25 protein-coding genes are annotated in these 26,964 nt (G+C 66.7%); 14 read left to right on the plus strand and 11 right to left on the minus strand.

The features are described 5' to 3' along the window. Positions 1–44: 44 nt before the first annotated feature. From rsmB to def, 3 genes are read right to left on the minus strand one after another with little or no spacing between them, the layout of a single operon-like run. Complete coding sequence (rsmB, locus tag L6D89_RS28000; protein WP_236201799.1) at positions 45–1,355, minus strand: 16S rRNA (cytosine(967)-C(5))-methyltransferase RsmB; 1,311 nt, start codon at positions 1,353–1,355, stop codon at positions 45–47. Continuing rightward, complete coding sequence (gene fmt / locus L6D89_RS28005) at positions 1,352–2,311, minus strand: methionyl-tRNA formyltransferase (protein ID WP_236201800.1); 960 nt, start codon at positions 2,309–2,311, stop codon at positions 1,352–1,354. The genes rsmB and fmt overlap by 4 nt, the downstream gene beginning before the upstream one ends. 54 nt (positions 2,312–2,365) lie before the next feature. Next, positions 2,366–2,872 carry a peptide deformylase gene (gene def / locus L6D89_RS28010; RefSeq protein ID WP_236172317.1) on the minus strand — a complete coding sequence of 169 codons (507 nt, stop codon included), beginning with the start codon at positions 2,870–2,872 and terminating at the stop codon, positions 2,366–2,368. Between the two features lie 138 nt (positions 2,873–3,010). Between def and L6D89_RS28015 the strand changes: the two genes are divergently transcribed. The 3 genes from L6D89_RS28015 to tsaC all read left to right on the plus strand — a co-directional run bounded on the left by L6D89_RS28015 (position 3,011) and on the right by tsaC (position 5,868). Then, entirely contained in the window at positions 3,011–4,036 is a 1,026-nt protein-coding gene (locus L6D89_RS28015) for a LysM peptidoglycan-binding domain-containing protein (protein WP_236172316.1), read from the plus strand. A gap of 131 nt (positions 4,037–4,167) precedes the next feature. Further along, entirely contained in the window at positions 4,168–5,268 is a 1,101-nt protein-coding gene (gene dprA, locus L6D89_RS28020) for a DNA-processing protein DprA (RefSeq protein WP_236201801.1), read from the plus strand. Positions 5,269–5,310: 42 nt separating this feature from the next. Further along, complete coding sequence (gene tsaC, locus L6D89_RS28025; protein WP_236172314.1) at positions 5,311–5,868, plus strand: L-threonylcarbamoyladenylate synthase type 1 TsaC; 558 nt, start codon at positions 5,311–5,313, stop codon at positions 5,866–5,868. A 118-nt stretch (positions 5,869–5,986) separates the two neighbouring features. Here the strand turns inward: tsaC and L6D89_RS28030 are convergent, their stop codons facing one another. Next, complete coding sequence (locus L6D89_RS28030) at positions 5,987–6,964, minus strand: NADPH:quinone reductase (RefSeq protein ID WP_236201802.1); 978 nt, start codon at positions 6,962–6,964, stop codon at positions 5,987–5,989. 182 nt (positions 6,965–7,146) lie between these two features. On the opposite strand from L6D89_RS28030, the gene hemF reads away from it, so the two are divergent. From hemF to aroE, 3 genes are all read left to right on the plus strand, one after another. Further along, positions 7,147–8,061 (plus strand): oxygen-dependent coproporphyrinogen oxidase, encoded by a 915-nt coding sequence (gene hemF / locus L6D89_RS28035; RefSeq protein WP_236172363.1) that lies wholly within the window; start codon positions 7,147–7,149, stop codon positions 8,059–8,061. Between the two features lie 75 nt (positions 8,062–8,136). Then, positions 8,137–8,985 carry a DUF4087 domain-containing protein gene (locus tag L6D89_RS28040; protein ID WP_236201803.1) on the plus strand — a complete coding sequence of 283 codons (849 nt, stop codon included), beginning with the start codon at positions 8,137–8,139 and terminating at the stop codon, positions 8,983–8,985. A 31-nt stretch (positions 8,986–9,016) separates the two neighbouring features. Further along, positions 9,017–9,838, plus strand: coding sequence for a shikimate dehydrogenase (gene aroE / locus L6D89_RS28045; protein WP_236201804.1), 822 nt, complete (start codon positions 9,017–9,019; stop codon positions 9,836–9,838). A 234-nt stretch (positions 9,839–10,072) separates the two neighbouring features. Here aroE and L6D89_RS28050 read toward each other — a convergent pair whose 3' ends face one another. Genes L6D89_RS28050 through betC form a run of 3 tightly spaced genes read right to left on the minus strand, consistent with a single transcriptional unit; the run spans position 10,073 to position 14,123 of the window. Then, positions 10,073–11,632, minus strand: coding sequence for a SulP family inorganic anion transporter (locus tag L6D89_RS28050; protein ID WP_236201805.1), 1,560 nt, complete (start codon positions 11,630–11,632; stop codon positions 10,073–10,075). A 7-nt stretch (positions 11,633–11,639) separates the two neighbouring features. Next, positions 11,640–12,575: a choline ABC transporter substrate-binding protein gene (locus tag L6D89_RS28055; protein WP_236201806.1), complete on the minus strand. Its 936-nt coding sequence runs from the start codon at positions 12,573–12,575 to the stop codon at positions 11,640–11,642. A gap of 33 nt (positions 12,576–12,608) precedes the next feature. Beyond that, positions 12,609–14,123 (minus strand): choline-sulfatase, encoded by a 1,515-nt coding sequence (gene betC / locus L6D89_RS28060; RefSeq protein ID WP_236201807.1) that lies wholly within the window; start codon positions 14,121–14,123, stop codon positions 12,609–12,611. 129 nt (positions 14,124–14,252) lie between these two features. On the opposite strand from betC, the gene L6D89_RS28065 reads away from it, so the two are divergent. From L6D89_RS28065 to L6D89_RS28085, 5 genes are all read left to right on the plus strand, one after another. Then, positions 14,253–15,149, plus strand: a complete 897-nt coding sequence (locus tag L6D89_RS28065) for a choline sulfate utilization transcriptional regulator (RefSeq protein WP_236201808.1) — start codon at positions 14,253–14,255, stop codon at positions 15,147–15,149. Then, positions 15,146–15,484, plus strand: a complete 339-nt coding sequence (locus L6D89_RS28070) for a DOPA 4,5-dioxygenase family protein (RefSeq protein ID WP_236172306.1) — start codon at positions 15,146–15,148, stop codon at positions 15,482–15,484. Before L6D89_RS28065 ends, L6D89_RS28070 begins: the two co-directional genes overlap by 4 nt. Positions 15,485–15,586: 102 nt before the next feature. Next, positions 15,587–16,108 (plus strand): sigma-70 family RNA polymerase sigma factor, encoded by a 522-nt coding sequence (locus tag L6D89_RS28075; protein WP_236201809.1) that lies wholly within the window; start codon positions 15,587–15,589, stop codon positions 16,106–16,108. After that, positions 16,105–17,046: a FecR family protein gene (locus L6D89_RS28080; protein ID WP_236201810.1), complete on the plus strand. Its 942-nt coding sequence runs from the start codon at positions 16,105–16,107 to the stop codon at positions 17,044–17,046. Before L6D89_RS28075 ends, L6D89_RS28080 begins: the two co-directional genes overlap by 4 nt. Before the next feature lie 252 nt (positions 17,047–17,298). Next, positions 17,299–19,683, plus strand: coding sequence for a TonB-dependent receptor (locus tag L6D89_RS28085; protein ID WP_236201811.1), 2,385 nt, complete (start codon positions 17,299–17,301; stop codon positions 19,681–19,683). 44 nt (positions 19,684–19,727) lie between these two features. Here the strand turns inward: L6D89_RS28085 and L6D89_RS28090 are convergent, their stop codons facing one another. Next, complete coding sequence (locus L6D89_RS28090; RefSeq protein ID WP_236201812.1) at positions 19,728–20,045, minus strand: antibiotic biosynthesis monooxygenase family protein; 318 nt, start codon at positions 20,043–20,045, stop codon at positions 19,728–19,730. A 312-nt stretch (positions 20,046–20,357) separates the two neighbouring features. On the opposite strand from L6D89_RS28090, the gene L6D89_RS28095 reads away from it, so the two are divergent. Beyond that, positions 20,358–21,299 (plus strand): AraC family transcriptional regulator, encoded by a 942-nt coding sequence (locus L6D89_RS28095; RefSeq protein ID WP_024763669.1) that lies wholly within the window; start codon positions 20,358–20,360, stop codon positions 21,297–21,299. A gap of 208 nt (positions 21,300–21,507) precedes the next feature. Here L6D89_RS28095 and gloA2 read toward each other — a convergent pair whose 3' ends face one another. Next, positions 21,508–21,894, minus strand: a complete 387-nt coding sequence (gene gloA2 / locus L6D89_RS28100) for an SMU1112c/YaeR family gloxylase I-like metalloprotein (protein ID WP_236172301.1) — start codon at positions 21,892–21,894, stop codon at positions 21,508–21,510. A gap of 190 nt (positions 21,895–22,084) precedes the next feature. Between gloA2 and L6D89_RS28105 the strand changes: the two genes are divergently transcribed. Then, positions 22,085–23,593 carry a YdgA family protein gene (locus tag L6D89_RS28105; protein ID WP_236201813.1) on the plus strand — a complete coding sequence of 503 codons (1,509 nt, stop codon included), beginning with the start codon at positions 22,085–22,087 and terminating at the stop codon, positions 23,591–23,593. 214 nt (positions 23,594–23,807) lie between these two features. On the opposite strand, the gene trpA is transcribed toward L6D89_RS28105, so the two are convergent. Then, positions 23,808–24,614, minus strand: coding sequence for a tryptophan synthase subunit alpha (gene trpA, locus L6D89_RS28110; RefSeq protein ID WP_236172299.1), 807 nt, complete (start codon positions 24,612–24,614; stop codon positions 23,808–23,810). Continuing rightward, a complete protein-coding gene (gene trpB / locus L6D89_RS28115) occupies positions 24,611–25,819 on the minus strand; it encodes a tryptophan synthase subunit beta (RefSeq protein WP_236172298.1) in 1,209 nt (402 codons plus the stop codon). The genes trpA and trpB overlap by 4 nt, the downstream gene beginning before the upstream one ends. A 257-nt stretch (positions 25,820–26,076) precedes the next feature. Between trpB and L6D89_RS28120 the strand changes: the two genes are divergently transcribed. Next, the gene (locus L6D89_RS28120; RefSeq protein WP_236201814.1) at positions 26,077–26,964 is read left to right on the plus strand and encodes a LysR family transcriptional regulator; all 888 of its coding nucleotides are present in this window, start codon (positions 26,077–26,079) and stop codon (positions 26,962–26,964) included.

A 26,964-nucleotide genomic window follows, 5' to 3' on the forward strand; every position in this document is an offset into this window, starting at 1 on the left:
CGTGATCTGACGACGTATCGTCGACGCGCAGCAGCCCGTTTGGCCTAGCGGGCGGAAATCTTGATCAGCTTGGCATAATAGAAGCCGTCATGCCCGCCCTGCTGCGGCAGCAGCTGGCGCCCATGGGGCTGCTTGATCCCCCACGGGCCGGGCAGGTCCAGCTCGCGAGCGCCGGGGGTGCGGCCGAGGAACGCAGCGATCTGCTCGCTGTTCTCCTGGGGCATCACCGAGCAGGTCGCGTAGACCATTACGCCGCCCACTTCGAGCGTCGCCCACAACGCATCGAGCAGCTCGCCTTGCAGTTTTGCCAGCGCCTCGATGTCTTCTGCGGTGCGGGTCAGCTTGATGTCCGGGTGACGGCGGATTACCCCGGTGGCGGAGCACGGCGCGTCCAGCAGGATGCGCTGGAAGGCTTTACCGTCCCACCATTTGGCCGTGACGCGAGCGTCGGCGGCGAACAGTTCGGCCGATAGCTGCAGGCGTGCGAGGTTTTCGCGCACCCGTACCAGGCGGCTTTCTTCCAGGTCCACGGCGACCACGCTGGCCAGCGCGGGCTCGGCTTCCATCAGGTGGCAGGTCTTGCCGCCGGGCGCGCAGCAGGCGTCCAGCACGCGCTGGCTGGGCGCCAGCTCCAGCAGGTCGGCGGCCAGCTGCGCGGCTTCGTCCTGCACGCTGACGCGGCCTTCGGCGAAGCCCGGCAGCTCGCGCACGTCACAGGGTTGCACGAGGTTGATGCCATCGCGGCTGAACTCGCAGGCTGTGGCTTCGAAGCCGACGCGGTTCAGCTCTTCCAGATAGTCGTCACGGCTGCCGTGACGGCGATTTACCCGCAGGGTCATCGGCGGGTGCGCGTTATTGGCGGCGCAGATGGCTTCGAACTGCTCCGGCCAGGACTTCTTCAGTGCCTTCTGCAGCCAGCGCGGGTGTGCCAGGCGTGCGGCCGGGTCCTTGTCGACCTCGGCCAGCAGCACCTCGCTTTCGCGCTGGGCGCGACGCAGTACGGCGTTGAGCAGGCCCTTGGCCCAGGGCTTCTTCAGCTTGTCCGCGCAGCCAACGGTCTCGCCGATGGCTGCGTGGGGGGGAATGCGGGTGTAGAGCAGTTGGTAGAGGCCCACCAGCAGCAGCGCCTCGACGTCGCGGTCGCCGGCCTTGAACGGCTTCTGCAGCAGGCGTGCGGCCAGGGTGGACAGGCGCGGCTGCCAGCGCGCGGCGCCAAAGGCCAGCTCCTGTACCAGGCCGCGGTCGCGCGGCTCGACGTGTTCCAGCTGGGTCGGCAGCGAGCTGCCCAGCGAGGCCCGGCCGGCCAGTACAGCGGCCAGCGCGCGGGCGGCCGCCAGGCGAGGATTGGTACTCATGCGCCCTGCCCTTGCAGACCAAGTGTCTGTCCGGGCGCGAACTGCTCGCGGCGGCTGTTGAACAGGTCGGCGAAGGCCAGCGGCTTGCCGCCGGGCAGTTGCAGGCGGGTCAGTAGCAGCGCGCCCTCACCGCAGGCGACCAGCAGGCCGTCGCGGCTGGCGTCGAGAATCCTGCCGGGCTCGCCCTTGCCTTGCGCGGGCTTGGCACCGAGTACCTTCAGTGCGGCCTCACCCAACGTGGTGTGGCATACCGGCCAGGGGGTGAAGGCGCGGATGCGCCGCTCCAGTTCGTCGGCCGGACGGGTCCAGTCGATGCGCGCCTCTTCCTTGTTCAGCTTGTGTGCGTAGGTGGCCAGGGCGTCGTCCTGTATCTCGCCCTTGAGCGTGCCGGTGGCGAGGCCGGCAATGGCCTCGACCACGGCTTTCGGGCCCAACTCGGCGAGGCGGTCATGCAGGCTGCCGCCGGTGTCTTCGGTGGAAATCGACGTGCTGACCTTGAGCAGCATCGGCCCGGTGTCCAGGCCCGCTTCCATCTGCATCACCGTCACGCCGCTTTCGGCGTCGCCCGCCTCCACCGCGCGCTGGATCGGCGCGGCGCCGCGCCAGCGCGGCAGCAGCGAGGCGTGGCTGTTGATGCAACCCAGGCGCGGGATATCCAGCACCGCCTGCGGCAGGATCAGCCCGTAGGCGACCACCACCATCAGGTCCGGCTTGAGCGCCGCCAGTTCGGCCTGGGCGGCGGGATCGCGCAGGGTCGGTGGCTGCAGCACCGCCAGGCCATGCTCCAGGGCGAGTTGCTTGACCGGGCTGGGCATCAGTTTCTGCCCGCGGCCTGCCGGGCGATCCGGCTGGGTGTAGACGGCAACGATCTGGTGCGGGGTATCGAGCAGGGCCTTGAGGTGCTCGGCGGCGAATTCCGGGGTGCCGGCGAAGACGATGCGCAGTGCTTGGCTCATATCGGGCTCACAAAAAAACAAAAGGCTTGCCGGGGCAAGCCTTTGGGGATGGGGTCACGCCTGTTGCCGGTGCTGTTTTTCCAGCTTCTTGCGGATGCGGTCACGCTTGAGATTGGACAGGTAGTCGACGAACAGCTTGCCGTTCAGGTGATCGCACTCGTGCTGGATGCACACGGCGAGCAGGCCTTCGGCGACTTCCTCGAACGGATTGCCGTCGCGGTCCTGGGCCTTGATCCGCACCTTCTGCGGACGGTCTACATTTTCGTAGAAGCCGGGCACCGACAGGCAGCCTTCCTGGTACTGGTCCATTTCCTCGGTGAGGTATTCGAACTCCGGGTTGATGTAGACCCGCGGTTCGGACTTGTCCTCGGAGAGGTCCATCACCACGACACGCTTGTGCACGTTGACCTGCGTTGCCGCCAGCCCGATGCCCGGGGCCTCGTACATGGTCTCGAACATGTCGTCGATCAGCGTGCGCAGGGCGTCATCGAAGACCGTGACCGGCTTGGCGATGGTCCGCAGGCGCGGATCGGGGAATTCGAGAATGTTCAGAATGGCCATATACGTTTGTGATGCACTTGTGGAATAAAGTCAAAATCGGCTGCTAATATGCTGAGCAGCATCGAAAAACGGCTGGAAAGCGCGGTAGGGGCGGCTTCCAGGCGTTTCATGTGTACACATAATAAAGGGATTCACCGCATGAGGAAAACACTACTCGCCCTGCTGCTGCTCGCTGCAGGCGGGATGGCGCAGGCTGCCGTGCAGCTCAAGGACGGCCATCCGGATCGCTATACCGTAGTGAAGGGCGACACCCTCTGGGACATCTCCGGCAAGTTCCTCAGCAAGCCGTGGAAGTGGCCGGAAATCTGGCAGGTGAATCCGCAGATTCAGAACCCGCACCTGATCTACCCGGGTGACGTGCTGAGCCTGGTGTATATCGACGGCCAGCCGCGCCTGATGCTCAACCGTGGCGAATCCCGCGGGACCATCAAGCTGTCGCCGCGGGTGCGCAGCACCCCGATCGCCGAGGCGATCCCGACCATCCCGCTGGACAAGATCAACGCCTTCCTGGTCTCCAACCGCATCGTCGACAACGCTGACGTCTTCAGCAATGCCCCCTATGTGGTTGCCGGTGCTCAGGAAAGCGTGATCAGCGGCGCTGGCGACCGTGCCTATGCCCGTGGCGAGTCGCTGTCCGAAGAGAACAGCTACGGCATCTTCCGCCAGGCCAAGGTTTACACCGACCCGGAAACCAACGAGGTTCTGGGCATCGACGCGATGGACGTCGGTGGCGCCAACGTCACTGCGAAGGAAGGCGATGTCGCCACCCTGATGCTGACCCGCACGACCCAGGAAGTCCGTTCGGGCGACCGCCTGTTCCCCACCGAGGAGCGCGCGATCACTTCGACCTTCATGCCCAGCGAGCCGAGCACCCCGATCAAGGGCACCATCATCGACGTGCCGCGCGGCGTAACGCAGATCGGCAAGTACGACGTGGTAACCATCGACAAGGGTTCCCGTGACGGCCTGGCCGAAGGCAACGTGCTGGCGATCTACAAGCTGGGCGAAACCGTGCGCGATCGCGTCACCGATGAAATGGTGAAGATCCCGGACGAGCGTTCGGGCCTGGTGATGGTCTTCCGCACCTACAACCGCCTGAGCTACGGGCTGGTGCTCACCGCTACCCGCTCGCTTGAAGTCAACGACCGCGTCCTGAACCCGTGATGCGCGCGTGACTTGAAGAAACCCCGCTTCGGCGGGGTTTTTTGTGGGCGCGATCCGGAAGGGTCCGACAGCGCGAGCGTCGCTCGGCGCGGCATAGTCCGGGCGTCAACCGCACGCCGAAGGATTGCAACATGCCCCTGGACCCGACCCTCTCCCCGGCCGAGCTGGAAGCGCGGCTGCGCCTGCATGGCCTGCCCGAACTGGGCCCGCGGCGTTTTCGCCGCTTGCTGGAAGCCTTCGGCTCGGCGTCCGCGGCTCTCAGCGCGCCGGCGGCGGCCTGGCGCTCCCTCGGTCTGCCGGCCAACTGTGCGGGCCCGCGCCGCGACAGCGCCATTCGTGAACAGGCGGCCGAGGCGATGCGCTGGCTGGAGGCGCCCGGACATCACCTGGTGATGTGGGATGCGCCGGTCTATCCCGCTCTGCTGGCGGAGTTGAGCGATGCTCCACCCGTGCTGTTCCTGGCGGGCGAGCCGAGCCTGCTGGAGCGCCCGCAACTGGCGATGGTCGGCAGCCGCCGGGCCAGCAAGCCGGGGCTGGATACGGCTCGGGCCTTTGCCCGCAGCCTGGCCGGTGGTGGCTTCGTGATCACCAGCGGGCTGGCGCTGGGCATCGATGGCGCGGCTCATGAGGGGGCCCTGGAGGCTGGTGGAAAGACCGTCGCGGTGCTGGGCACGGGCCTGGAGCAGCTCTACCCGCGACGCCACCTCGGCCTCGCACAACGCATCGTCGAGCAAGGCGGCGCGGTGGTTTCCGAGCTGCCGCTGAATAGCGCGCCGCAGGCGTCGAACTTCCCCCGGCGCAACCGGATCATCAGCGGCCTTTCCCTGGGCACCCTGGTGGTGGAGGCCAGCCCGTCCAGCGGTTCGCTGATCACCGCGCGGCTGGCCGCCGAGCAGGGGCGCGAGGTCTATGCCATCCCCGGTTCGATTCACCACCCCGGCGCGCGCGGCTGTCATGAGCTGATCCGCCAGGGTGCGACGCTGGTGGAGACGGTCGAGCACATTCTCGAAGGCCTGCAGGGCTGGACGCACCACGTAGCAGTGGCGCAGCCCGCGACTTCGTTGCCGAGCCATCCCCTGCTCGACCTGCTGCGTGCCGCCCCGCAGAGCAGCGAGCAACTGGCACTGCGCAGCGGCCTGGAGCTGCCGCAGGTACTGGTGGAACTCACCGACCTGGAGCTGGACGGGCGGGTGTCCTGCGAGGCCGGTGTCTGGGTGCATCGCGCCCCCTGAGCACGTAAACTGCCGCGCATCGCAGATCCGAGGAACTCCCCGATGTACAGCAACTGGCGTACCCAGCGCATGGCCCAGGTCGTGCGCGATGGCGGTGTGATCGCTTACCCGACCGAAGCCGTCTGGGGCCTGGGATGCGACCCGTGGAGCGCCGACGCCGTTTACCGCCTGCTGGCGATCAAGGCGCGTCCGGTGGAAAAGGGCATGATCGTGGTGGCCGGTGATATCCGCCAGTTCGACTTCCTCCTCGAGGACCTGCCCGAAGCCTGGCAGGACACGCTCGCCGCCAGTTGGCCCGGCCCGAACACCTGGCTGGTGCCGCACCAGGGTCGCCTGCCCGAGTGGGTGACTGGCGAGCACGATACCGTCGCCCTGCGCGTCACCGACCACCCGCTGGTGCGCGAACTGTGCCGCTACACCGGCCCGCTGATCTCCACCTCCGCCAACCCCGCCGGCCGCCCGTCTGCGCGCAGCCGCCTGCGGGTCGAGCAGTACTTCCGCGGCGAGCTGGATGGCGTGCTCGGCGGTGCCCTGGGTGGACGGCGCAATCCGAGCCTGATCCGCGACCTGCGTACCGGCGAGACTGTTCGCCCGTCGTAAGCCGGTCACCTCGACGCGACTCGGTTCGCGAGCAAGCTCGCTCCTACGAAAGGCGATACCGCCGCACCCTGCAGGACCGAGAGGCGCGCCTGGCCCTTGCTCGCGAAGGCAGCTCAGATCACGGCAACAGAATGGTCGAGCCGGTGGTGCGCCGCGCGGCCAGTTCGGTCTGCGCCTTGGCCGCCTCGGCCAGGGCGAAGCGCTGGTTGATCTCCACCTTCACCTTGCCGCTGGTGATCATGCCGAACAGATCGTCGGCCATGGCCTGCAGGCGCTCCGGCGTGCTGGCGTAGCCGAACAGCGTCGGGCGGGTGACGTAGAGCGAGCCCTTCTGCGAGAGGATGCCCAGGTTGACTCCATCCACCGCGCCGGAGGCGTTGCCGAAGCTCACCACCAGGCCGCGTGGCGCCGCGCAGTCCAGCGAGGTCAGCCAGGTGTCCTTGCCCACCGAGTCATAGACCACCGGGCACTTCTTGCCATCGGTCAGCGCCAGCACGCGCTCGACCACGTTCTCGTGGCTGTAGTCGATGGTTTCCCAGGCGCCGTGGGATTTCGCCAGTTCTGCCTTGGCCGCCGAACTGACGGTGCCGATCAGGTGCGCGCCGATGGCCTTGGCCCACTGGCAGGCGATCAACCCGACGCCGCCGGCGGCCGCGTGCCAGAGGATGGTCTGGCCCGGCTGCACGTTGTAGGTCTGGCGCAACAGGTACTGCACGGTCAGGCCCTTGAGCATGACAGCGGCGGCCTGCTCGAAGGTGATTGCATCCGGCAGCTTCACCACGCTGGCCGCCGGCAGCACGTGCTGCTCGCTGTAGGCGCCCAGCGGGCCGGTGGCGTAACCGACGCGATCGCCGACTTTCACATTGGTCACCGCGCTGCCGACCGCCTCCACCTCGCCGGCGCCTTCGGTGCCGACCCCGGAGGGCATGCTCGGTGCGGGGTATAGGCCGCTGCGGTAGTAGGTGTCGATGAAGTTCAGGCCGATGGCGCGGTTGCGTACCCGCACCTCGTTGGGGCCGGGTTCGGCCGGGGTGTAGTCGACGATTTCGAGGACTTCCGGGCCGCCGGTCTTGGCGAATTGAACACGCTTGGCCATGTCGCTCTCCTGATGGCGCGAGGCTTTGCCTCGCCGGGGAAAAGACTTTCATCCAAGCCGCATGGATGACGGGCGTCAAGACCAGCTTTGCCGGCGGCGATGGTATGCTTGCGCCCGTTTTCGACCCTGAACCCCGCTCCGGCCCGCGCCATGCGTGGCTTTCCCGCTCCAAGGTGATTCTCGTGACCGACCGCATCGAGGCCGTGAAGGCCTACCTGCTCGACCTGCAAGACCGCATCTGCGCCGCACTCGAAGCCGAGGACGGCAGCGCCCGCTTCGTTGAGGACGCCTGGCAGCGGCCAGCGGGTGGCGGCGGGCGGACACGGGTGATCGGCGATGGTGCGCTGATCGAGAAGGGCGGCGTGAACTTTTCCCATGTCTTCGGCGCCGGCCTGCCGCCGAGCGCCAGCGCGCACCGTCCGGAACTGGCCGGCCGCGGCTTCCAGGCACTGGGCGTGTCGCTGGTGATCCACCCGACCAACCCGCATGTGCCGACTTCCCACGCCAACGTGCGCTTCTTCATCGCCGAGAAGGAAGGCGAGGAAGCAGTCTGGTGGTTCGGTGGCGGCTTCGACCTGACGCCCTACTACGCCCATGAGGAAGACTGCGTGCTCTGGCACCAGGTCGCCCGCGACGCCTGCGCCCCCTTCGGCGCGGACGTCTACCCGCGCTACAAGGAATGGTGTGACCGCTACTTCCACATCAAGCACCGCAACGAGCCGCGCGGTGTGGGCGGCCTGTTCTTCGACGACCTGAACCAGTGGGACTTCGACACCAGCTTTGCCTTCCTGCGGGCCATCGGCGATGCCTACATCGACGCCTACCTGCCTATCGTGCGCAAGCGCAAGAACACCCCGTACACCGAGCAGCAACGCGAGTTCCAGGCCTTCCGCCGCGGCCGTTACGTCGAGTTCAACCTGGTCTACGACCGCGGCACCCTGTTCGGCCTGCAGTCGGGCGGGCGCACCGAGTCGATCCTCATGTCGCTGCCGCCGCAGGTACGCTGGGGCTATGACTGGAAGCCGGAGCCGGGCAGCGAGGAAGCGCGCCTGACCGACTATTTCCTCACCGACCGCGACTGGCTGGCGCAGGCCTGACGCCGCTCACTACACCCGGACCCTGCCAGTCGCTACGCTGTGCCGCTTTCGTTCAATGGCTTGGCAGGGAACACCATGCGCTTCGATCTTCTGATACTCCCGTGGCTCGTCGTCGCTTCGGCACAGGCGGCCGACGGCGACCTTAAGCGCCGCTGCGGCTGGTTGGAGAACCCTTCGCCGGCGAACGTCTCGCTCATCGATCGTGACGGCGAATGGTTCATTGGCACCCAGGGTGGTGCCCAGGCCGAAGGTGACTGGACGCCTCAGTTCGGCGAGGGCCAGTGGGTCCGGAGCGGCAATGCCAACTACGGGTACGGCTGCGCCTGCATCGGTATGCAGGTCGATGTGCAATCGCACCAGGTGCTGCGGGTCGCCAATCCCCAGGCCAAGCCGCTGTCGGCCTGCCGCAACGACCGCAGCCTGCAGAGCAAGCCCTACGGCGAATACCTGCGCATTCCGACCACTACCTATCAGGGCAACGGTTACCGCTTCAGCTATCCGCGCGCCTGGAAGCTGCGCCAGGTCGATCACTGCCAGCAACTGGACGCTCCCGGCAAGCTGAAGAACGAGGAGTACACCCTCAATATCTGCCCACGTCCGGCGACGCTGGAGCAGGTGGCCGATGATGCGATCTTCAGCCGCGATGAGCACGGGGTGTGGATGCGCGAGGCCGGCATGGATGCGCCCAGTCCCGTCCAGGTGCGACAGGGCGAAGGATGGCAGGGACTTTCCGCAGTGCAGACCTGTGGTGTTTCCGATGAGGAAACGGGCTTCCATGCTGCCGGTGGTTCGTGCTTCTGGGCCGCTGTCTCCGATGGACACACCGGGCTGTTGATCGACACGGTGGGTTTCTATCAGGACTTCCAGCAGATCGGTATCATCGTCGACTCCCTGCGTTTCGCATCTGCGCCCAAGGCCCAGTGAACGCCCTGACCGTTGTTATCCAGGAATCGAAATGGACCGCTACTGCGTCTTCGGCAACCCCATCGGCCACAGCAAGTCGCCGCAGATCCACCGCCTGTTCGCCGAGCAGACCGGCCAGGCGCTGAGCTATGACGCGCGGCTGGCGCCGCTGGGCGATTTCGCCGCGAACGCTCGTGAGTTCTTTGTTGAGGGCCTGGGCGGCAATGTCACCGTTCCCTTCAAGGAAGACGCCTATCGCCTCGCCACCGAGCTGAGCGAGCGTGCGCGCCGGGCCGGCGCGGTGAACACCTTGAAGAAGCTCGACGGCGGCGGACTGCTGGGTGACAACACTGACGGCGCCGGGCTGACCCGCGACCTGACGGTGAACCACGGCGCTGTCCTGCGCGGTGCGCGCATCCTGGTGCTGGGCGCCGGCGGCGCGGTGCGCGGCATTCTCGAGCCCTTCCTCGCCGAGCAGCCAGCCTGCATCGTCATCGCCAACCGTACGGCGTCCAAGGCCGAGCAGTTGGCGGAAGAGTTCAAGGACCTGGGCGCGGTCAGCGGCGGTGGATTCGACCTGCGCGACGAGCCCTTCGACCTGATCGTCAACGGCACTTCGGCCTCGCTGGCCGGAGAGTTGCCGCCCATCGATCCGGCGCTGGTCAAGCCGGGGCATACGATCTGCTACGACATGATGTACGGCAAGGACGTTACCGCCTTCAACCGCTGGGCCGCCGAACACGGCGCGGCGCGCTGCATCGACGGGCTGGGCATGCTGGTCGAACAGGCCGCGGAAGCCTTCCTGCTGTGGCGCGGCGTGCGGCCGGACTCGGCGCCGGTGCTGGAAGAGCTGAGGCGGCAGCTCAAGGGCTGACTTGCCGGCGTTGGGCGGTTGGGTAGACATCGCGGCCCAAGTCTACGCCTGTGTGAAAGTTCTGCGCTCGGGTCGGCCCTCACCCTAGCCCTCTCCCAAAGGGAGAGGGGACCGCTCGGTGCAGGATGAAACCTTTGCATCAGCCGGCTCGGACTGCACCCTCTCCCTGAGGGAGAGGGCTGGGGTGAGGGGGAAAGCGCAAACACGGAGTTATCCAGGGAACGACTGTTGCTCCTACTCCTCGACCAGCAACACCCCGCCCTTCCCCATCTGCTGCTCCAGCTCCGCGCGCACCCGCGGCCGTGCATTGCGCAGGACCAGGCTGCGGCCCTCGCTGGCCAGGCGGCGGGCTTCCTGCTGGAGCATCTGCGCGCCGGCAAAATCGATGAAGTTGACGTGGTGGGCGTCCAGTACCAGGCGTTCGCCGCGGCTGTGCTGCATCCGCTTCTGCAGGTAGTCGCAGGCGCCGAAGAAGATCGAGCCTTCGATGCGCAGTACCTCTTCGTCCTCACGTTCCCATTGCTGCACGCGCGGTTGCGAGGTGCGCTTGAGGTAGAAGAACAGCGAAGCCAGCACGCCGGCATAGATGGCGTTCTGCAGCGGCAGCAACAGGGTCGCGGCGAGGGTCAGCAGCATGACGAGCGATTCGGCGCGGCTGCCATTCCACAGGGCGCGCAGTGCTGGACGATCGACCAGATTCCAGCAGATCAGCAAGATGCCGGCGGCCATCGCCGGCAAGGGAATGTGGGTGATCAAGCCGGCACCGGCCACCGCCAGCAGCGCGACCCAGAGTGCCGAGAAGACCCCGGCCAGCGGCGTGCGGGCTCCGGCATCCTGATTCAGCCCGGAGCGGGTGAATGAGCCGGCGGACAGTGTCCCCGAGAGCCACGGGCCGATCAGGTTGGACAGCCCCTGGGCGCGCACCTCCTGGTTGGCATCCAGCGTCTGGTGCGAACGCGCGGCCAGCGCGCGGGCGATGGACAGGCTGGTGACCAGCCCGAGCATGCCGCAGGCGACGGCGGCGGGGAACAACTGGGCGATAGCGGTGAGATCGAACGACAACGGGCTCAGCGGCGGCAGTGCGCTGCGGAAGGCCGCGACCTTGGCCACGCCGGCAAATGTGGAGGGTAGCGCCCAGACCAGCGCGCTGGCGCCGAACAGGCCGATCAGCAGCGCCGGCCCGCGCTGCCACAGGCGCCTCACCAGCAGGCTCAGCGCGAGGCTGAACAGGCCGACCAGCAGCGAAGGTCCATGGAACTCCGCCAGCTTCCACCACAGCGCGGCGGCGCTGGTCAGCGCCGTGCCCTGCCCGCTGGCGGTTATCCCGAGCAGGTACGGCAACTGGCCGATCACGATCACCAGCGCGGCGCCGCAGGTGAAGCCCAGCAGCACCGAGTGCGAGACGAAGTTCACCAGTACGCCGAAACGCAGCAGGCCCAGCAGCCATTGGAACAGCCCGGCGAGGAAGGTCAGCAGGAGTGCGTACTGGATGAACTGCGGGCTGCCCGGCGGCGCCAGCGGCGCAATGGCGGTGAACAAGACCACCGAGATGGCCGCCGTCGGTCCGCCGACCATGTGTTTCGACGAACCCCACAGGCAGGCGATCAGCACCGGCAGCATCGCCGCGTACAGGCCGTACTCCGCCGGCAGCCCGGCGATCAGTGCGTAGGCCATCGATTGCGGCAGGGCCAGCACCGCGCCGGAGAGGCCGACGCCGAGGTCACGGCGCAGGTCGCGCGCCGTGACCTGTGGCAGCCAGGCGAGGAACGGCAGCAGGCGGATCAGACGTTGCATCGCAGGCCTACAGCCTGGCCTTCACGACGGCCAGCGCGTCACCGCCGTCGCGGGCCTTCACACCTTCCAGCCAGGTGTCGAGGCTCTGCGGATGGGCCTTGATCCAGGCCTTCACCGCATCGGAGGTCTTCACGTTCTTCTCCAGCACCTCGGCCATGATGGCGTTCTCCATCTTCAGGTCGAAGGACAGGTTGGCCAGCAGCTTGCCGCTGTTCGGGCACTGCTCGGCGTAGCCGTTGCGGGTGACGGTAAACACGCTGCCGGTGCTGCCGAAATACTTCTCGCCGCCGCTGAGGTACTTCATGTCGACCTTCACGTTCATCGGGTGTGGCGTCCAGCCGAGGAACACCACCCAGCGCTGGCGTTTCACCGCACGGCCGACCTCGGCGAGCATCGCCTGCTCGCTGGATTCCACCAGCTTCCAGTCACCCAGGCCGAACTCGTCGCCGCTGATCATCTTCTGGATCGACTGGTTGGCCGGCGCGCCGGAACCGATGCCGTAGACCTTCCTGTTGAACTGGTCGGCGTGCTTGTCGAGGTCGGCGAAGCTCTTCACCCCCGCGTCCCACACGTAGGTCGGCACGGCCAGGGTGAACTCGGTGCCTTCGAGGTTCTTTGCAAGCTGGGTGACCTGCTTGCTGGCGATGAACTGGTCATGGAAGCTCTGCTGCGCCGGCATCCAGTTGCCGAGGAAGGCGTCCACCTGGCCGTCGCGCAGGCCGCCGTAGGTGATCGGTACCGAGAGGGTGTCGATCTTCACCTGGTAGCCCAGACCTTCGAGCAGGAAGGCGGCGATGCCGTTGGTGACGGCGATGTCGGTCCAGCCCGGATCGGCCAGTTTCACCGTACTGCAGGCTTCATCTTCGGCCCGGGCCAGCGGGCCGCCCAGCGCAAGTGCGCCGGCCAGCAACAGCGTTGATGCTCTTCGTACGGTGGTGTTCATGCTCCCTTCCCCTTCGGCTTGTTGTGGTTGTTGTCACGGTTGCGGATAGCGGGCGCGGCGCTCCAGATCGTCGAGGTCGATGTGGTTGCGCATGTACTGCTGGCTGGCGTCGACCATGGGCTGGTGGTCCCAGCTTTTCAGCGTGCCGTGGGTCAGCGCGTCGGCCACCAGCCGGCGCCGGCGCTGGCTGGCGAGGACTTGCCGGGTGATGGCCGGCACATCCCAGCGCGCGCGGGCTTCACCCAGCAGATCGCGTACCAGGTTGGCGTGGACGGGCGAGTCGGCGAGGTTCTCCAGCTCGCGTGGGTCGTTCTTCAGGTCGAACAGCAGGCATGGGTCCTGCTCGGAGTAGATGAACTTGAAGTCGCCGCGGCGGATCATCATCAGCGGGCTGACCGTGCCTTCGGCGGTGTATTCGCCGATCACCTCGTCGTGGCCGCCGGTGCCTTGCAGATGCGGCAGCAGCGAGCGGCCATCGAGCTCGACGCCGGGTTCGACCAGCCCGCCGGCCAGTTCGACGAGGGTCGGCAGCAGGTCGACGGTGGACACCGACTGGCTGACCCGGCGCGGGGCGAAACGCTTGGGCGCGTGGACCAGCAACGGCACACGGGCGGCCATCTCGAACCAGTGCATCTTGTACCAGAGGCCACGCTCGCCCAGCATGTCGCCGTGGTCGCCGGAGAACACGATCAGCGTGTCCTCGCCCAGGCCGCAATCTTCCAGCGTGCGCAGTAGTGCGCCGATCTGCGCGTCGACATAGCTGCAGGCGCCGAAGTAGGCGCGGCGGGCGGCGCGGACTTTCTCTTCGGGCATTTCCTGGCCCCACAGGTCGATCACCTTGAGCAGACGCTGCGAGTGCGGGTCCTGCTCGCCCTGGGCGATCTGCACCGAGGGCAGCGGGATGTCCTCGTCGCGGTACAGGTCCCAGTACTCGCGCGGGATGGTGTAGGGGTCGTGCGGGTGGGTCATCGACACGGTCAGGCAGAACGGCTGCTCGGGGTGTTCGCGCACGTGGTCGTAGAGGTACTGGCGCGCCTTGAACACCACTTCCTCGTCGAAATCGAGCTGGTTGGTGCGCACGCATGGGCCGGCCTGCAGCACCGAGGACATGTTGTGGTACCAGCTCGGGCGCACGTCTGGCTCGTCCCAGTTCACCGCCCAGCCGTAGTCGGCGGGGTAGATGTCGCTGGTCAGGCGCTCTTCGTAGCCATGCAACTGGTCCGGGCCGCAGAAGTGCATCTTGCCGGAGAGTGCGGTGCGGTAGCCCAGGCGACGCAGGTAGTGGGCGTAGGTGGGGATGTCGGCGGCAAAATCCGCGGCGTTGTCCCAGGCGCCGATCTTCGTCGGCAACTGGCCGCTGACCAGGGTGAAGCGCGACGGCGCGCAGAGCGGGCTGTTGCAGTAGGCCGAGTCGAATACCACGCCTTCGTCGGCGAGGCGCGACAGGTTGGGCAGCTTGATCGGCGACTGGGCGTCGTAGAAGGGCAGGAGCGGCGCGGCCATCTGGTCGGCTATGATGAAGAGGATGTTCGGGCGCTGGCGCTTCATGGCGTTGGGCTTATCCTGTTGGCGCTGTTATGGGATGCTGTGGCGTATGAGTCTGTTTCCTGCTGACTACGGGGTAAACCGCATGGCGTGGCATGCTTCGGATAACACCTGCTTATGTGAAGTGCTGCGGTGAGCGTGCCGCTGGAATTGCTCCGCGTGTTCGAGTCCGCCGCTCGCCTGCTGAGCTTCACCGCCGCCGCCGGCGAGCTGGGCACCACCCAGCCGGCGGTCAGCCAGCAGATCAAGCGCCTGGAGAAGCGGCTGGCGGTGCGCCTGTTCGACCGCATTCACCGCGGCATCGCGCTGACTGAAAGTGGTCAGGTCCTGCAACAGCACGTTCAGGCGGGCCTGGAGAGCATCGACGCCGGCATTGCCGCGGTTACCGCGAAGCATCCCCACGAGGTGCTGCAGGTCGCCACCGACTTCGCCTTTGCCGCCTACTGGCTGATGCCGCGCCTGCCGCGCTTCCGCCAGGCACACCCGGAGCTGGACGTCGGCCTGATCAGCAGCGACCGCAGCCCGATTTCCCTGCGCAGCGACATCGACGTTGCCATCGCCTTCGGTGACGGTCGCTTCAAGCACGGCGAAGCGCTGCGCCTGTTCAGCGAGGAAGTGTTCCCGGTGTGCAGCCCGCGCCTGCTGGCCGGGCGGGACTTGCCACTGGCAACGCAGGCGCTGATCGACATACCGTTGCTCCACCTGCATCCCGAGGCCTCCAGCCGCTGGTTCGACTGGCCGGGGGTCTATCGTGCGCTGGGCATCGACGGGGCACCGGCGCCTGCCGGGCTGCGCTTCGACAACTACACCCTGCTGATCCAGGCCGCCATTGCCGGGCAGGGCGTGGCCATCGGCTGGCGGCACCTGGTCGACGAACTGCTGGAGCAGGGGTTACTGTGCCGGCCCATCGCCGAATCCGTGGAATCGCGGTTTGGCTATTACGCCGTATTGCCCGAGCGCAAACGGCGGAGGCGCCTGGTGCAGCGTTTCGTCGACTGGCTGCAGGCGGAACTGGAGCAGGACCGATGAACGACACCCCGATCAAGGATTTCCACGCCCACGTCTATTTCGACGCGAGCAGCATCGAGCGCGCCCGTGCACTGTGCGAGGAAGCGGCGCGCCGCTTCGGCGCGAAAATGGGCCGCGTCCACGAACGCCCGGTCGGCCCACACCCGGACTGGAGCTGCCAGCTGGCCTTCGACAATGCCACCTTTGCCACCCTGGTTCCGTGGCTGGCGCTGAACCGCAACGGCCTGGTGATCTTCGTCCATCCCAACACCGGCGATGACCTGCGTGACCACCGCGACCACGGCCTGTGGATGGGCGAGGTGCGGCCGCTGGACCTCTCGCAGTTCACGAGCTGACATTTTTTGCATTCGATAATAATTCTCGATTCGGTGTATGCTGCCCACCCTTCGCATCGGCCTGACAGACGTTGGTCGGTTTATCGGGGTATTTCGGCCATCATGCGGCGCTTCGCCTCCTCCTCCCTGCTGCAGAGCTTCCAGGCGCACTACGCGGACCTGATGCGCTTCCTTGCGCGGCGATTGGGCGACAACCAGCGCGCGGCGGACGTGGCCCAGGACACCTGGCTGCGCCTGGCCGACCACCCCGCCGAAGCCGAAGTGCAGGACCCGCGCGCCTACCTGTTTCGCGTCGCCGGCAACATCGCCATCGACAACCTGCGCCGCGAGGGCCGGCTGGCCGAGCTGCACGTCGATGAAAGCGCCGCCAGCGAACTGAGCGACCCGGCGTCCGGGCTGGAGCATCGTCTGCTCGCCCACGAGACGCTGGAGCACCTGGATGCCGCCCTCGACCAGTTGCCGGCAAACGCCCGCGAGGCGCTGCTGATGAACCGCCTCGACGGCCTCACCCACGCGCAGATCGCACAACGGCTGGGCGTTTCCGAGAGCATGGTGGGCAAGTACATCGTCCAGGCCATGCGCCATTGCCGCGACTGGGCACAGCGCCGGGGGGACGCGTCATGAGCCGCGTCGAACAGAATCTGCTGGGCGACGAGGCCATCGAGCGCCTGGTGCAGTTGCATTCGGGCAGTGCCGGCGCTGTCGAGCGCATGGACTTCCTGCGCTGGCGCGGGCAGAGCCCTGAACACGAACGCGCCGCCCGCGAGGCCGAGGCGCTGTGGGGCGCTCTGCCGGAAACCCGCCAGGCCGAGGCTTACCGCCGCCGCGCCCGGTGCCCGCGCCGTTGGCTGGCGCTGGCCGCTGCGGCCTGTGTCGCGGCGGTCGCCGTCACCATCGCACTGCCCGAGCCGTTGGCCGGGCTTTATTCCGACTACGCGACGCGTACCGGCGAGCGCCGCCTGCTGGAGTTGGCCGATGGCAGCCGTGTCTGGCTGAACAGCGACAGCGCACTGTCGGTGGACTTCAGCCCGCAGCAGCGGCGCCTGCGCCTGCATGGCGGCGAAGCTTTGTTCGAGGTGGCCAAGGATGCCGCCCGGCCCTTCATCGTCGAGGCCAGGGGCGGCGAAGTGCGCGCCGTGGGTACGCGCTTCGATGTCGACAGCCGCGGGCCGCAGGTGCGCGTCGATGTGACCGAGGGCGTGGTGCAGGTGAACAGTGCTGGCAGCGAGCCGGTGCGGCTGTCCGCCGGCGAGCGCCTGAGCTACCGCGACAGCGCTGCGCCCGAGCCGGTGCAGGTGCTGGACCTGTCCAGCGCCAGTGCCTGGCAGCGCGGCAAATTGATCTTCAACCAGCGCCCGCTGGGCGAGGTGCTCGACGAACTGGAGCGCTACGTGCCCGGCCGTATCGTGCTGACCGACAGCGCGCTGCGTGAGCACAAGGTCAGCGGCGTGTTCGACCTGCAGGACCCAGGCGCCTTGCTCAAGACGCTGGAGCGTCTGCAGCCGGTGACGGTCACCCATCTGCCCTGGCTGGTGCTGATCCGCCCAGCGCCCAAAGCCTGATCTGTTGCTCTTTGTAGGATGGGTGGAGCTTGCGATACCCATGCTGTGGGCGATCTGGAATTGATGGGTATCGCTGCGCTCCACACCATCCTACGACGTCACTGGCGACAGGGGATCCGGGGCAGCCTCGGAAGAAAATGAAAATATTTTTCATTCAGCACTGCAAGGTTTGCATGGCCGTTTCGTCGTAGGCATGAACGCGAAAAATTCTCAATACGCGACCCTGCCCCCACAAGAACGGATTTCACCCGCATGCATTACCGTCCTTCCCCGCTGCACCGTGCGATTCTGCTCGCTTCCCTGCTCGGCGCTGCCGCTCCTCTGGTTCATGCCGCCGGCTCCGCCGCCGTCGAACTGCACATTGCTCCGCGCAGCCTGGACAGCGCGTTGACCCAGTTCGCCGACCAGGCCGGGCTGCACCTGCTGTTCAACTCCGAGGATATCCAGGGCCTGCAGAGCGAAGGGCTGGACGGCACCTACACGACGGAAGAGGCGCTCAATCAGCTGCTTTCCGGCAGCGGCGTGAGCTGGCGCTTCACCGACGAGCGCACCGTGCTGCTCAAGCGCGAGAAGGACGATTCCGCCGCCCTGAGCCTGGCGCCGATGCAGATCAGCGTGGCGGCGCGCACGCCCACCGACATCAGCTCGATTCCCGGCACCGTCTGGGTGGTCGACCAGACCCAGCTGCGCGAGCAGCTGGATACCGGCGTCAGCCTGAAGGAGGCTGTGGGAAAGCTGGTTCCCGGTCTTGACCTGGCGCCCGAGGGCCGCACCAACTACGGCCAGAACATGCGCGGGCGCAACGTGCTGGTGATGATCGACGGCGTCAGCCAGAACAGCTCGCGCGGCCTGTCGCGCCAGTTCGACAGCATCTCGCCGTTCAACGTCGAGCGCATCGAAGTGCTCTCCGGCGCCAGCGCCATCTACGGCGGCGGCGCCACCGGCGGCATCATCAACATCATTACCAAGAAGGGCGCGGCCGGCGATGCGCGCTTCGAGACGCAGCTGGGCGCCACCAGCGGCTTCAACAACAGCGACGACCTGTCGACCCGCGCCGCGCAGTCCATCAGCGGCGGCAACGACCGCGTGGCCGGCCGCCTGGGCGTTTCGGCGGAGAAGAACGAAGCCTTCTACGATGGCGGCGGCAACCAGATCTTCATCGACAACACCCAGACCGACCTGCAGTACAACCGCACCGTCGACGTGATGGGCAACCTCACCGCGCAGTTCACCGACGAGCAGAGCCTCGACCTGCTGGCGCAGTACTACGATTCGGGCAACGACGGCAGCACCGGCATCTACTTTCCCAACCTGAAGTACCAGGGCCCGTCGAACCTGGAAGATGCGGAAATCCGCAGCGGCCTGGACACCGACCTGGAGCCGCGCTCGCGCCGCGTGCTGCTCAACGCCAATTACCACCACAGCAACCTGCTGGAGCAGGACTTCTACCTGCAGGCGTACTACCGCAAGGAAGACGACAACTTCTATCCCTTCCCCTACTACAACACCGGCAAGCCCACTGGCTCCAAGGGCGTGTACTTCGCCGGCTCGCAGCAGAACTTCGAGGTCAGCGGCCTGAAGGGCCTGTTCAGCAAGCAGTGGGATGCGTTGAAGTTCACCTACGGCGTGGACCTCGACCACGAGCGCTTCAACGCCGAGCAGAAGGTCTTCGACCAGCGCGTCTCCTCCGAGAGCGGCGGCCTCGACCTGGAGACCGCCAGCAGCGCGCCGCGCTACCCGAGCTACATCGTCGATGGCCTGTCCTTCTACGGCCAGCTGGACTGGAAGGCCACCGACAACCTGACCCTCTCCGGTGGCGCGCGCCACCAGAAGATGGACGTCGAGGTGGACGACTTCAAAGGCGTGCCCGGCGGCAGCAACGACTACCAGGTCAACCTGTTCAACCTCGGCGCGATCTACGACTTCAAGAACGGCCATCAGGTCTGGACCAACTACAGCGAAGGCTTCGACCTGCCCGACCCGGCCAAGTACTACGGCAAGCCCGGCCTGTCGGTGGACGACAACCCGCTGGCCGGCATCAAGAGCCGCCAGGTCGAGACCGGCTGGCGCTACAGCGACATGCAGTGGCAGGCCCAGGCGGCGGTCTACTACATCTGGTCGGACAAGATCATCACCACCGACGCGGCGACCCTGACCATCGATGTGCAGGACCAGAAGAGCCGTGACTTCGGCTTCGAGGGCGCGGTCACCCGTTACTTCGACAACGGCTGGCAGGGCGGCACCACGCTGCACCTGGTGCGCTCGGAAGAAGAGGATGCCGATGGTGACTGGATCAAGCGTGATGCGCGCTACGCGTCGCTGTCCAAGTCCACCGCGTTCGTCGGCTGGGGCGATGGTCAGCGCAGTGCCCGTCTGCAGGCGCAGCACGCGTTCAACCTGAAGGACGATGCGGACCACGAGATCGATGGCTACACCACCTTCGACCTGATGGGCGAGCAGAAGACCGGCTTCGGCACCTTCAGCGCCGGTATCCAGAACCTGCTGGACAAGCAGTACAGCACCGTCTGGGGCCAGCGCGCCGCGCTGTTCTATTCGCCGACCTACGGGCCGGCCTATCTCTATGACTACCAGGGCCGTGGCCGCACCTTCACCCTGGGCTGGAGCCTGGAATACTGACGGGCCTGAAAGCTCACTAGCGGAAAGTCTCTACCTGAAAAGACTCAGGCCACCTTTCCGGTGGCCTGATCGAGGGTTTCCACTATGCCGCCGCTGAGACTTCGGCAGTGGCACAAGAGCACTTCGCTGAGCAGCTGCAATGAGGGCGTGGCGAAGTAGTCCAGCAGGGCGTCTTCGTCTTTCCAGCTGCCTTGCAGCAGCCACGGCTGGCCGTTCTCACGGGCGACCAACTGGCAGCGCAGGCACCCCGGCGCGCGGCGTGCGCCGTCGACCAGGTTGTCGATCAAGGCGCCGAGTTCCGCCTCGTGCCCCGCCCGGGGGTGGATCTGCAATTCGTGTTCGATGGGGGTTTGCCAGTGCATGTCCTGTCCTCCGCGTTACGCCGAAGAAGTCCGAAGTGGCTCCTCGGACGACTGACAGCAAGAGTACGGCCCCGCCAGGCCCGCGCGTTATCCGGATGCTGTCGGCTTCTTGCCTGATCCTGCGGCAGGTTCGCCAGCCTCTGTAACAGGCCGTTTCCGCGCCATGCACCGCCGCGGTGCGCGCGTGGAGAGCGCTGCGGCTTGTCCATTCCTGCCGATTGCTTGCCTGATCCTCCAGCGCCTGCCTTACTGTCACACTGGGCGCTGCGCCGTGGGCGTAAGCTTCGAGCGCCGCCACTGGAGGTCCTGTGCATGTCCCAGTCCGTTCCCGCCTACGATCCCATTGCCGCCGGCCGCCAGGAGCTGGCCGACATCATCCAGCGCCACTGCCAGGGTGAAGGCGTCTTCGAGACCGCCATCGATTCGCTGCTGGTCGGTCGCAGCGACTGCCCCCACGAGGGCCGCATGCCGACCCTCTATCGCCCTGCCCTGTGCGTGATTGCCCAGGGCTGCAAGGAAGTGCGCCTGGGCAGCGAGGTCTATCGCTACGACGAACTCAACCTGCTGGTGGTGTCGGTGACGCTGCCGGTTTCCGGCCAGGTGATCGAGGCCTCTCCGGAGAAGCCCTACCTGTCGATCCGCCTGGACATCGACCCGGGCGAACTGACCCGGCTGATCGCCGAGGCTGGCCTTGCCGGCAGCGCGCCGCGCCCGGCCAGCCGGGGCATCTATCTGCAACGCCTGGACTGCACCGTGCTCGACGCCCTGCTGCGGCTGATGCGTCTGCTGGATACCCCGCGCGATATCGAGATGCTCGCGCCGCTGTTCGTCCGCGAAATCCTCTACCGCCTGCTGCGCGGCCCGCAGGGCCACCTGCTGCACGACCTGGCGATGACCGACAGCCAGACCCACCGCGTCACCCGCGCTATCGAGTGGCTCAACCGTAATTACGACAAGTCCCTGCGCATCGAGGACCTGGCCCGCGAGGTAAACCTCAGCGTGTCCACCCTGCACCACCGCTTCAAGGAAGTGACCGCCCTGAGCCCGCTGCAGTACCAGAAGCAGCTGCGCCTGCAGGAAGCGCGGCGGCTGCTGCTCTCCGAGGGGCTGGAAGTGGCAGTGGCCGGGCATCGCGTCGGCTACGAGAGCCCGTCGCAGTTCAGCCGCGAATACAGCCGCCTGTTCGGCGCGCCACCGCTGCGCGACCTGGCGAGCCTGCGCGGCGCCCTGGACAGCGAGGCCGTGCCGGCCTGAGTTTGCTTTTGTAGGAGCGGACGGAGTCCGCTCCTACGGGTGTTTCAGCTGGGCATTGGTGCTTCGGATTCCCCGCTCCCTCAGGAGTGGGGCGCGCAGCCAATTCGTAGGATGGGTGGAGCGCAGCGATACCCATGCTGTAGGCGAACCGAATTGAGGGGTATCGCTTCGCTCCACGCCATCCTACAAAGGCGTTGGCCGGAGGCAATCAGCGCTCGTAAAGCTCCAACGGCAGGTCATCCGGGTCGGCGAAGAAGGTGAAGCGTTTGCCGGTCAGTTCGTCCTCGCGGATCGGCTCGCAGGCCACGCCGTGGCTTTGCAGGTGGGCCACGGCGCTTTCCAGGTCGTCCACGGCAAACGCCAGGTGGCGCAATCCCTGTGCCTCGGGATAGGACGGCCGCGCTGGTGCGCCGGGGAAGGAGAACAGCTCCAGCCGTGCATCGCCCAGCTGCAGGTCGAGCTTCCAGGAGTCACGCGCCGTGCGGTAGGTTTCGGCGATCACCTTCAGCCCCAGCACTTCCACGTAGAAGTGCCTGGAGCGCGGGTAGTCCGAGCAGATCAGGGCGACGTGGTGGAGGCTGTGCAGCAGGGTCATGGCGTGGGCTTCCGGACGGTCAGAGCGCTCTATCCTGACAGCCGCACCCTGGCGGTCAATGCTGGCGCAGTGAAGTCGGTCGCCTACAGCGCTGGAGTGATGGCAGTGCGCCTGCTAGCATCCCGCCGCCACCCCCACAATCACGGTCGACAGGACGTCCCCCGTACGGCCGCACTTGAAAGGAATCAGCATGAAGAAGACCGCCCTGGCCATCGCCATTCCCGTTGCCATCGTCGGCGCCGCCGCTGCCGGCGCCTGGTACACCGGCAGCCGTGTCGAGCAGGAAGTGAACCGCGGCATCAGCGAGGCCAACGAGCTGTTCCAGCAGGAGGCCCCGGGCCTGGGCGCGCACCTGACCCTGGTGGACATCCAGCGTGGCCTGTTCTCCAGCACCGCGCGCTACAACCTGTCCTTCACCGGCAAGGACGGCGAAGCGCCGCAGATCCTGGTGTTCACCGATCGCCTCGAGCACGGCCCCTTCCCGGCCTCGCGTCTGGCGGCGGGCAAGCTCGCCCCGGTCATGGCGCAGAGCCACTTCGCCCTGGAGCAGAACGAACTCACCGCCCCGCTGTTCACCGCCGCCGGTGGCAAGGCGCCGCTGTCCGGCGAGCTGACCATCCACTACGACCAGAAGCAGGAAGGCGCCGTCGAAACCGCCGCCCTGGAGTTCGTCAAGGACAGCGACAAGCTGCGCATGTCCCCGGCCAAGGTGACCTTCAGCGTCTCCGGCGACAAGAAGGACGTGAGCGCCGTGGGCAACCTCGCCGAGATCGACCTCGACTTCACCGACGAGAACAGCGGCCAGCCGGCGCGAGTGCAACTGCGTGACCTCGGCATGCAGGGCGACAAGAAGGAAAACGCCAACGGCTTTGCCCTCGGCCCCAGCTCCGCCACCATCAAGAGCCTGAACATCAAGTCGCCGGGCGCACCGGAAGTCGAACTGCGCGACGCGGTGGTCGAGGAAGTCCTCAAGCAGGGCGGCAAGGGCCTGGACCAGAGCGTTTCCTACCGCGTCGGCAAGGTCGTGGTGCAAGGCCAGGAAATCGGCGGCGTGAAGCTCGACCTGAGCCTGCGCAACCTCGACGAGGGTGTGCTCAAGACCTTCAAGGAGTCCTACAACAAGATGGCCCTGGACAGCCTGGAAAGCACCGAGCTGACCCCGGCGCAGGAAGAGGAACTCAAGCGCCTGGGCCTGGCCCTGCTGGAAGGCTCGCCGGTGCTGTCGCTGGACGAGCTGTCGCTGCAGACCAGCCATGGCGTGGCCAAGGCGTCGCTGTCGGTCGACCTGCGCAAGCCCAACGCTGCCGCTGCCACGCCGGACGAGATGGCCCGCAGCATCCTCGCCGCGCTCAAGGCTGACCTGAAGGTGGACAAGGCGGTGATCGGCGACATCGTCGCGCTGCAGGGCTCGCTGGGCGGCGAGGCGGCCGGCAGTGTGGACCCGGTGGCGCTCAAGCAGCAGTCCGACGCCATGACCGACCTGTTCAGCGGCATGGCCCTGAACTCGCAGTGGGCGGTGCTCGATGGCAACGCCCTGTCCAGCTCGCTGGCCTACGCCAACGACCAGGTGAAGTTCAACGGCAAGGACATGAGCGTGCCGGAATTCATGGCCTTCGCCATGGGCTCCGCGCAGGGCCTGGGCCTGGGCGGCGGCGCTGCCGGTGGCGAGGAAGAGCCGCAGGAAGAAAGCGTGGAATAAGCCGCGCCTGAAACGAAAAAGCCCGGCATTCGCCGGGCTTTTTCATGCTTCCCGTAGGAGCGAGCCATCCTTAGTACGCAGGATGGGCGGAACCGAATGACAGCCCTCAGTTCGTAGGATGGGTGGAGCGCAGCGATACCCATGCTGTGTTAGCAGGGATTCGATGGGTATCGCTTCGCTCCACGCCATCCTACGCGGAGCCTTATGGCAGCCCTCAGCGAGCGCTGCGCACACCTTCGGCCAACTGGCGGCACAGACCGAGCACGCTCTGCACCGCGTCGGCGGAGCTGGTGGCTTCGGCGATCTTGTCGATCAGCGCCGAACCTACCACCACGCCATCGGCGAGGCGTGCGATGCTCGCCGCGTGTTCCGGGGTACGGATGCCGAAACCGATGGAGACTGGCAGGTCGGTATGCCGGCGCAGGCGCGCCACGGCTTCCTCGACGTGGTCCAGGGTCGCCGCGCCGGCACCGGTCACGCCGGCCACCGAGACGTAATAAACGAAACCGGAGCTGCCCTCGAGCACGGTCGGCAGGCGCTTGTCGTCGGTGGTCGGGGTGGTCAGGCGAATGAAGTCGATGCCCGCCGCTTGCGCCGGGTGGCACAGGTCTTCGTTGTGCTCCGGCGGCAGGTCGACGACGATCAGGCCGTCGACGCCGGCATCCTTCGCGTCGGCGATGAACTTGTCCACGCCGTAGTAATGGATGGGGTTGAAGTAGCCCATCAGTACCAGCGGCGTGGTGTCGTTGCCGGCGCGGAATTCGCGGACCATCTTCAACGTCTTGGCCAGGTTCTGACCGTTGCCCAGGGCGCGGATGTTGGCCAGCTGGATCGCCGGGCCGTCGGCCATCGGGTCGGTGAACGGCATGCCCAGCTCGATCACGTCGGCGCCGGCTTCGGGCAGGCCCTTGAGGATGTCCAGCGAGGTGGAGTAACCCGGGTCGCCAGCGGTGATGAAGGTCACCAGGGCGGCGCGGTTCTGCTGTTTCAGTTCGGCGAAGCGGGTCTGCAGGCGGCTCATGCTTGCGGCTCCTGTTGCATGTGGTGCATGACGGTCTGCATGTCCTTGTCGCCACGACCGGACAGGTTCACCACCATGATGTGGTCCTTGGGCAGGGTCGGCGCGCGCTTGAAGACTTCGGCCAGGGCGTGGGAAGACTCCAGCGCCGGGATGATGCCTTCCAGGCGGCAGCACTGGTGGAACGCGTCGAGGGCTTCGTGATCGGTGATCGAGGTGTACTCGACGCGGCCGATGTCATGCAGCCACGCGTGCTCCGGGCCAATGCCGGGGTAGTCCAGGCCGGCGGAAATGGAGTGCGCGTCGATGATCTGGCCGTCTTCGTCCTGCAGCAGGAAGGTGCGGTTGCCGTGCAGCACGCCCGGCACCCCACCGTTCAGGCTGGCCGCGTGCTTGCCGGTCTCGATGCCGTGACCGGCGGCTTCGACGCCGATGATCTTGACGCTGGTGTCATCGAGGAACGGGTGGAACAGGCCCATGGCGTTGGAGCCGCCGCCGATGCAGGCGACCAGCGAATCGGGCAGGCGCCCTTCCTTCTCGGCCAGTTGCTCGCGGGTTTCCTTGCCGATTACCGCCTGGAAGTCGCGGACCATCGCCGGGTACGGGTGCGGGCCGGCCACGGTGCCGATCAGGTAGAAGGTGCTGTCGACGTTGGTGACCCAGTCGCGCAGCGCTTCGTTCATCGCATCCTTCAGGGTGCCGGTGCCGGCGGTGACCGGAATCACCTCGGCGCCCAGCAGCTTCATGCGGAACACGTTGGCCTGCTGGCGATCGATGTCGGTGGTGCCCATGTAGATCACGCACTGCAGGCCGAAACGCGCGGCCACGGTGGCGGTGGCCACGCCGTGCATGCCGGCGCCGGTCTCGGCGATGATGCGCTGCTTGCCCATGCGCTTGGCCAGGAGGATCTGGCCGATGCAGTTGTTGATCTTGTGCGCGCCGGTGTGGTTCAGCTCTTCACGCTTGAGGTAGATCTTCGCGCCGCCGCAGTGCTCGGTGAGGCGTTCGGCGAAGTACAGCGGGCTCGGGCGGCCGACGTAGTCGCGCTGGAAGTAGGCCAGTTCCTTGAGGAACTCCGGATCGTCCTTGGCCTTCTCGTACTCGCGGGCCAGGTCGTGGATCAGCGGCATCAGGGTCTCGGCGACGTACTGGCCGCCGAAGCTGCCGAACAGGCCCTTGGCGTCTGGACCGGTGCGCAGTGTGGACATGGGAAGGCTCCTCTGGGGACTTGTCGGGCGGGTGCCTGGCACCCGTCGCGTGAGTTTTCGTAGGGCGCATAACGCGCCAGCGTTATCCGCCACACGGGAGCGGCGGATAACCTGTTCCAGGTTATGCGCCCTACGGTTCGATCCGTGCGGCAGGCTGTGCTGCCTCTACAAGTGGTGCTCAGGATACGGCTGTGTGATGACGGGGAAAAGCGATAAGATCGCCACAACCTGTCAGAAAAACTCACGGATTGATCGCCATGAGCCGAGACCTTCCACCGCTCAATGCCCTGCGCGCCTTCGAAGCCGCTGCGCGCCTGCGCGGCGTTGGTGCGGCGGCGGATGAGCTAAGTGTCACCCACGGGGCGATCAGCCGACAGGTGCGTCTGCTGGAGGACGAACTGGGCGTCGCGCTGTTCGTCAAGGAAGGGCGCGGCGTAAAACTCACCGATGCCGGCGTTCGCCTGAGCGAAGTGGCCAGCGAATCCTTCGAGCGCCTGCGCAGCGTCTGCGCCGAACTGCGCCGCCAGGCGGGGGGGGACGCGCCCTTCGTGCTGGGCTGTCCCGGCAGTCTGCTCGCGCGCTGGTTCATCCCGCGCCTGGATCGCCTGAACCGTGACCTGCCGGACCTGCGCCTGCAGCTCTCGGCCAGCGACGGTGACCTCGACCCGCGCCGTGGCGGCCTCGACGCCACCCTGTGCTTCGCCGCGCCGCCGTGGCCCGCGGACATGCGCGTGCTGGAACTGGCGGTGGAAAGCATCGGCCCGGTGCTCAGCCCACGTTTGCCGCGTTTCGAGCAACTGCGGGCGGCGCCGGTTGAAGCGTTGCTGGGCGAGTCGCTGCTGCACACCGTGTCGCGCCCGCAGGCCTGGCCGGAATGGGCGTCGCGCCACGGTCTGGACTCGGCGCGACTGAAGTTCGGCCAGGGCTTTGAACACCTCTACTACCTGCTGGAAGCCGCCGTGGCGGGACTGGGCGTGGCCATTGCGCCGCAGCAACTGGTGGCCGACGACCTCGCTGCCGGTCGCCTGGCCGCGCCCTGGGGGTTCGTCGAAACCACCGCGCGGCTGGCGTTGTGGGTCCCGGAGCGGCGCGCCGATCCACGTGCCGAGCGCCTGGCGCAGTGGTTGCGCCAGGAGCTGGGTTGA

The sequence above is a fragment of the Pseudomonas pseudonitroreducens genome, assembly GCF_021603645.1.
In the GTDB taxonomy this organism is placed as follows: Bacteria; Pseudomonadota; Gammaproteobacteria; order Pseudomonadales; family Pseudomonadaceae; genus Pseudomonas; species Pseudomonas pseudonitroreducens.

Coding starts and splice junctions, on each gene's coding strand:
- trpA (WP_236172299.1), bottom strand. CDS start 24,614: ATGAGCCGCCTGCAGACCCGCTTCGCCGAACTGAAACAGCAGAACCGC.
- dprA (WP_236201801.1), top strand. CDS start 4,168: ATGCCCCTGGACCCGACCCTCTCCCCGGCCGAGCTGGAAGCGCGGCTG.
- def (WP_236172317.1), bottom strand. CDS start 2,872: ATGGCCATTCTGAACATTCTCGAATTCCCCGATCCGCGCCTGCGGACC.
- betC (WP_236201807.1), bottom strand. CDS start 14,123: ATGAAGCGCCAGCGCCCGAACATCCTCTTCATCATAGCCGACCAGATG.
- L6D89_RS28070 (WP_236172306.1), top strand. CDS start 15,146: ATGAACGACACCCCGATCAAGGATTTCCACGCCCACGTCTATTTCGAC.
- tsaC (WP_236172314.1), top strand. CDS start 5,311: ATGTACAGCAACTGGCGTACCCAGCGCATGGCCCAGGTCGTGCGCGAT.
- L6D89_RS28090 (WP_236201812.1), bottom strand. CDS start 20,045: ATGCACTGGCAAACCCCCATCGAACACGAATTGCAGATCCACCCCCGG.
- L6D89_RS28080 (WP_236201810.1), top strand. CDS start 16,105: ATGAGCCGCGTCGAACAGAATCTGCTGGGCGACGAGGCCATCGAGCGC.
- L6D89_RS28120 (WP_236201814.1), top strand. CDS start 26,077: ATGAGCCGAGACCTTCCACCGCTCAATGCCCTGCGCGCCTTCGAAGCC.
- L6D89_RS28040 (WP_236201803.1), top strand. CDS start 8,137: ATGCGCTTCGATCTTCTGATACTCCCGTGGCTCGTCGTCGCTTCGGCA.
- L6D89_RS28015 (WP_236172316.1), top strand. CDS start 3,011: ATGAGGAAAACACTACTCGCCCTGCTGCTGCTCGCTGCAGGCGGGATG.
- rsmB (WP_236201799.1), bottom strand. CDS start 1,355: ATGAGTACCAATCCTCGCCTGGCGGCCGCCCGCGCGCTGGCCGCTGTA.
- L6D89_RS28075 (WP_236201809.1), top strand. CDS start 15,587: ATGCGGCGCTTCGCCTCCTCCTCCCTGCTGCAGAGCTTCCAGGCGCAC.
- L6D89_RS28030 (WP_236201802.1), bottom strand. CDS start 6,964: ATGGCCAAGCGTGTTCAATTCGCCAAGACCGGCGGCCCGGAAGTCCTC.
- trpB (WP_236172298.1), bottom strand. CDS start 25,819: ATGTCCACACTGCGCACCGGTCCAGACGCCAAGGGCCTGTTCGGCAGC.
- fmt (WP_236201800.1), bottom strand. CDS start 2,311: ATGAGCCAAGCACTGCGCATCGTCTTCGCCGGCACCCCGGAATTCGCC.
- L6D89_RS28085 (WP_236201811.1), top strand. CDS start 17,299: ATGCATTACCGTCCTTCCCCGCTGCACCGTGCGATTCTGCTCGCTTCC.
- L6D89_RS28055 (WP_236201806.1), bottom strand. CDS start 12,575: ATGAACACCACCGTACGAAGAGCATCAACGCTGTTGCTGGCCGGCGCA.
- L6D89_RS28050 (WP_236201805.1), bottom strand. CDS start 11,632: ATGCAACGTCTGATCCGCCTGCTGCCGTTCCTCGCCTGGCTGCCACAG.
- L6D89_RS28095 (WP_024763669.1), top strand. CDS start 20,358: ATGTCCCAGTCCGTTCCCGCCTACGATCCCATTGCCGCCGGCCGCCAG.
- gloA2 (WP_236172301.1), bottom strand. CDS start 21,894: ATGACCCTGCTGCACAGCCTCCACCACGTCGCCCTGATCTGCTCGGAC.
- aroE (WP_236201804.1), top strand. CDS start 9,017: ATGGACCGCTACTGCGTCTTCGGCAACCCCATCGGCCACAGCAAGTCG.
- L6D89_RS28105 (WP_236201813.1), top strand. CDS start 22,085: ATGAAGAAGACCGCCCTGGCCATCGCCATTCCCGTTGCCATCGTCGGC.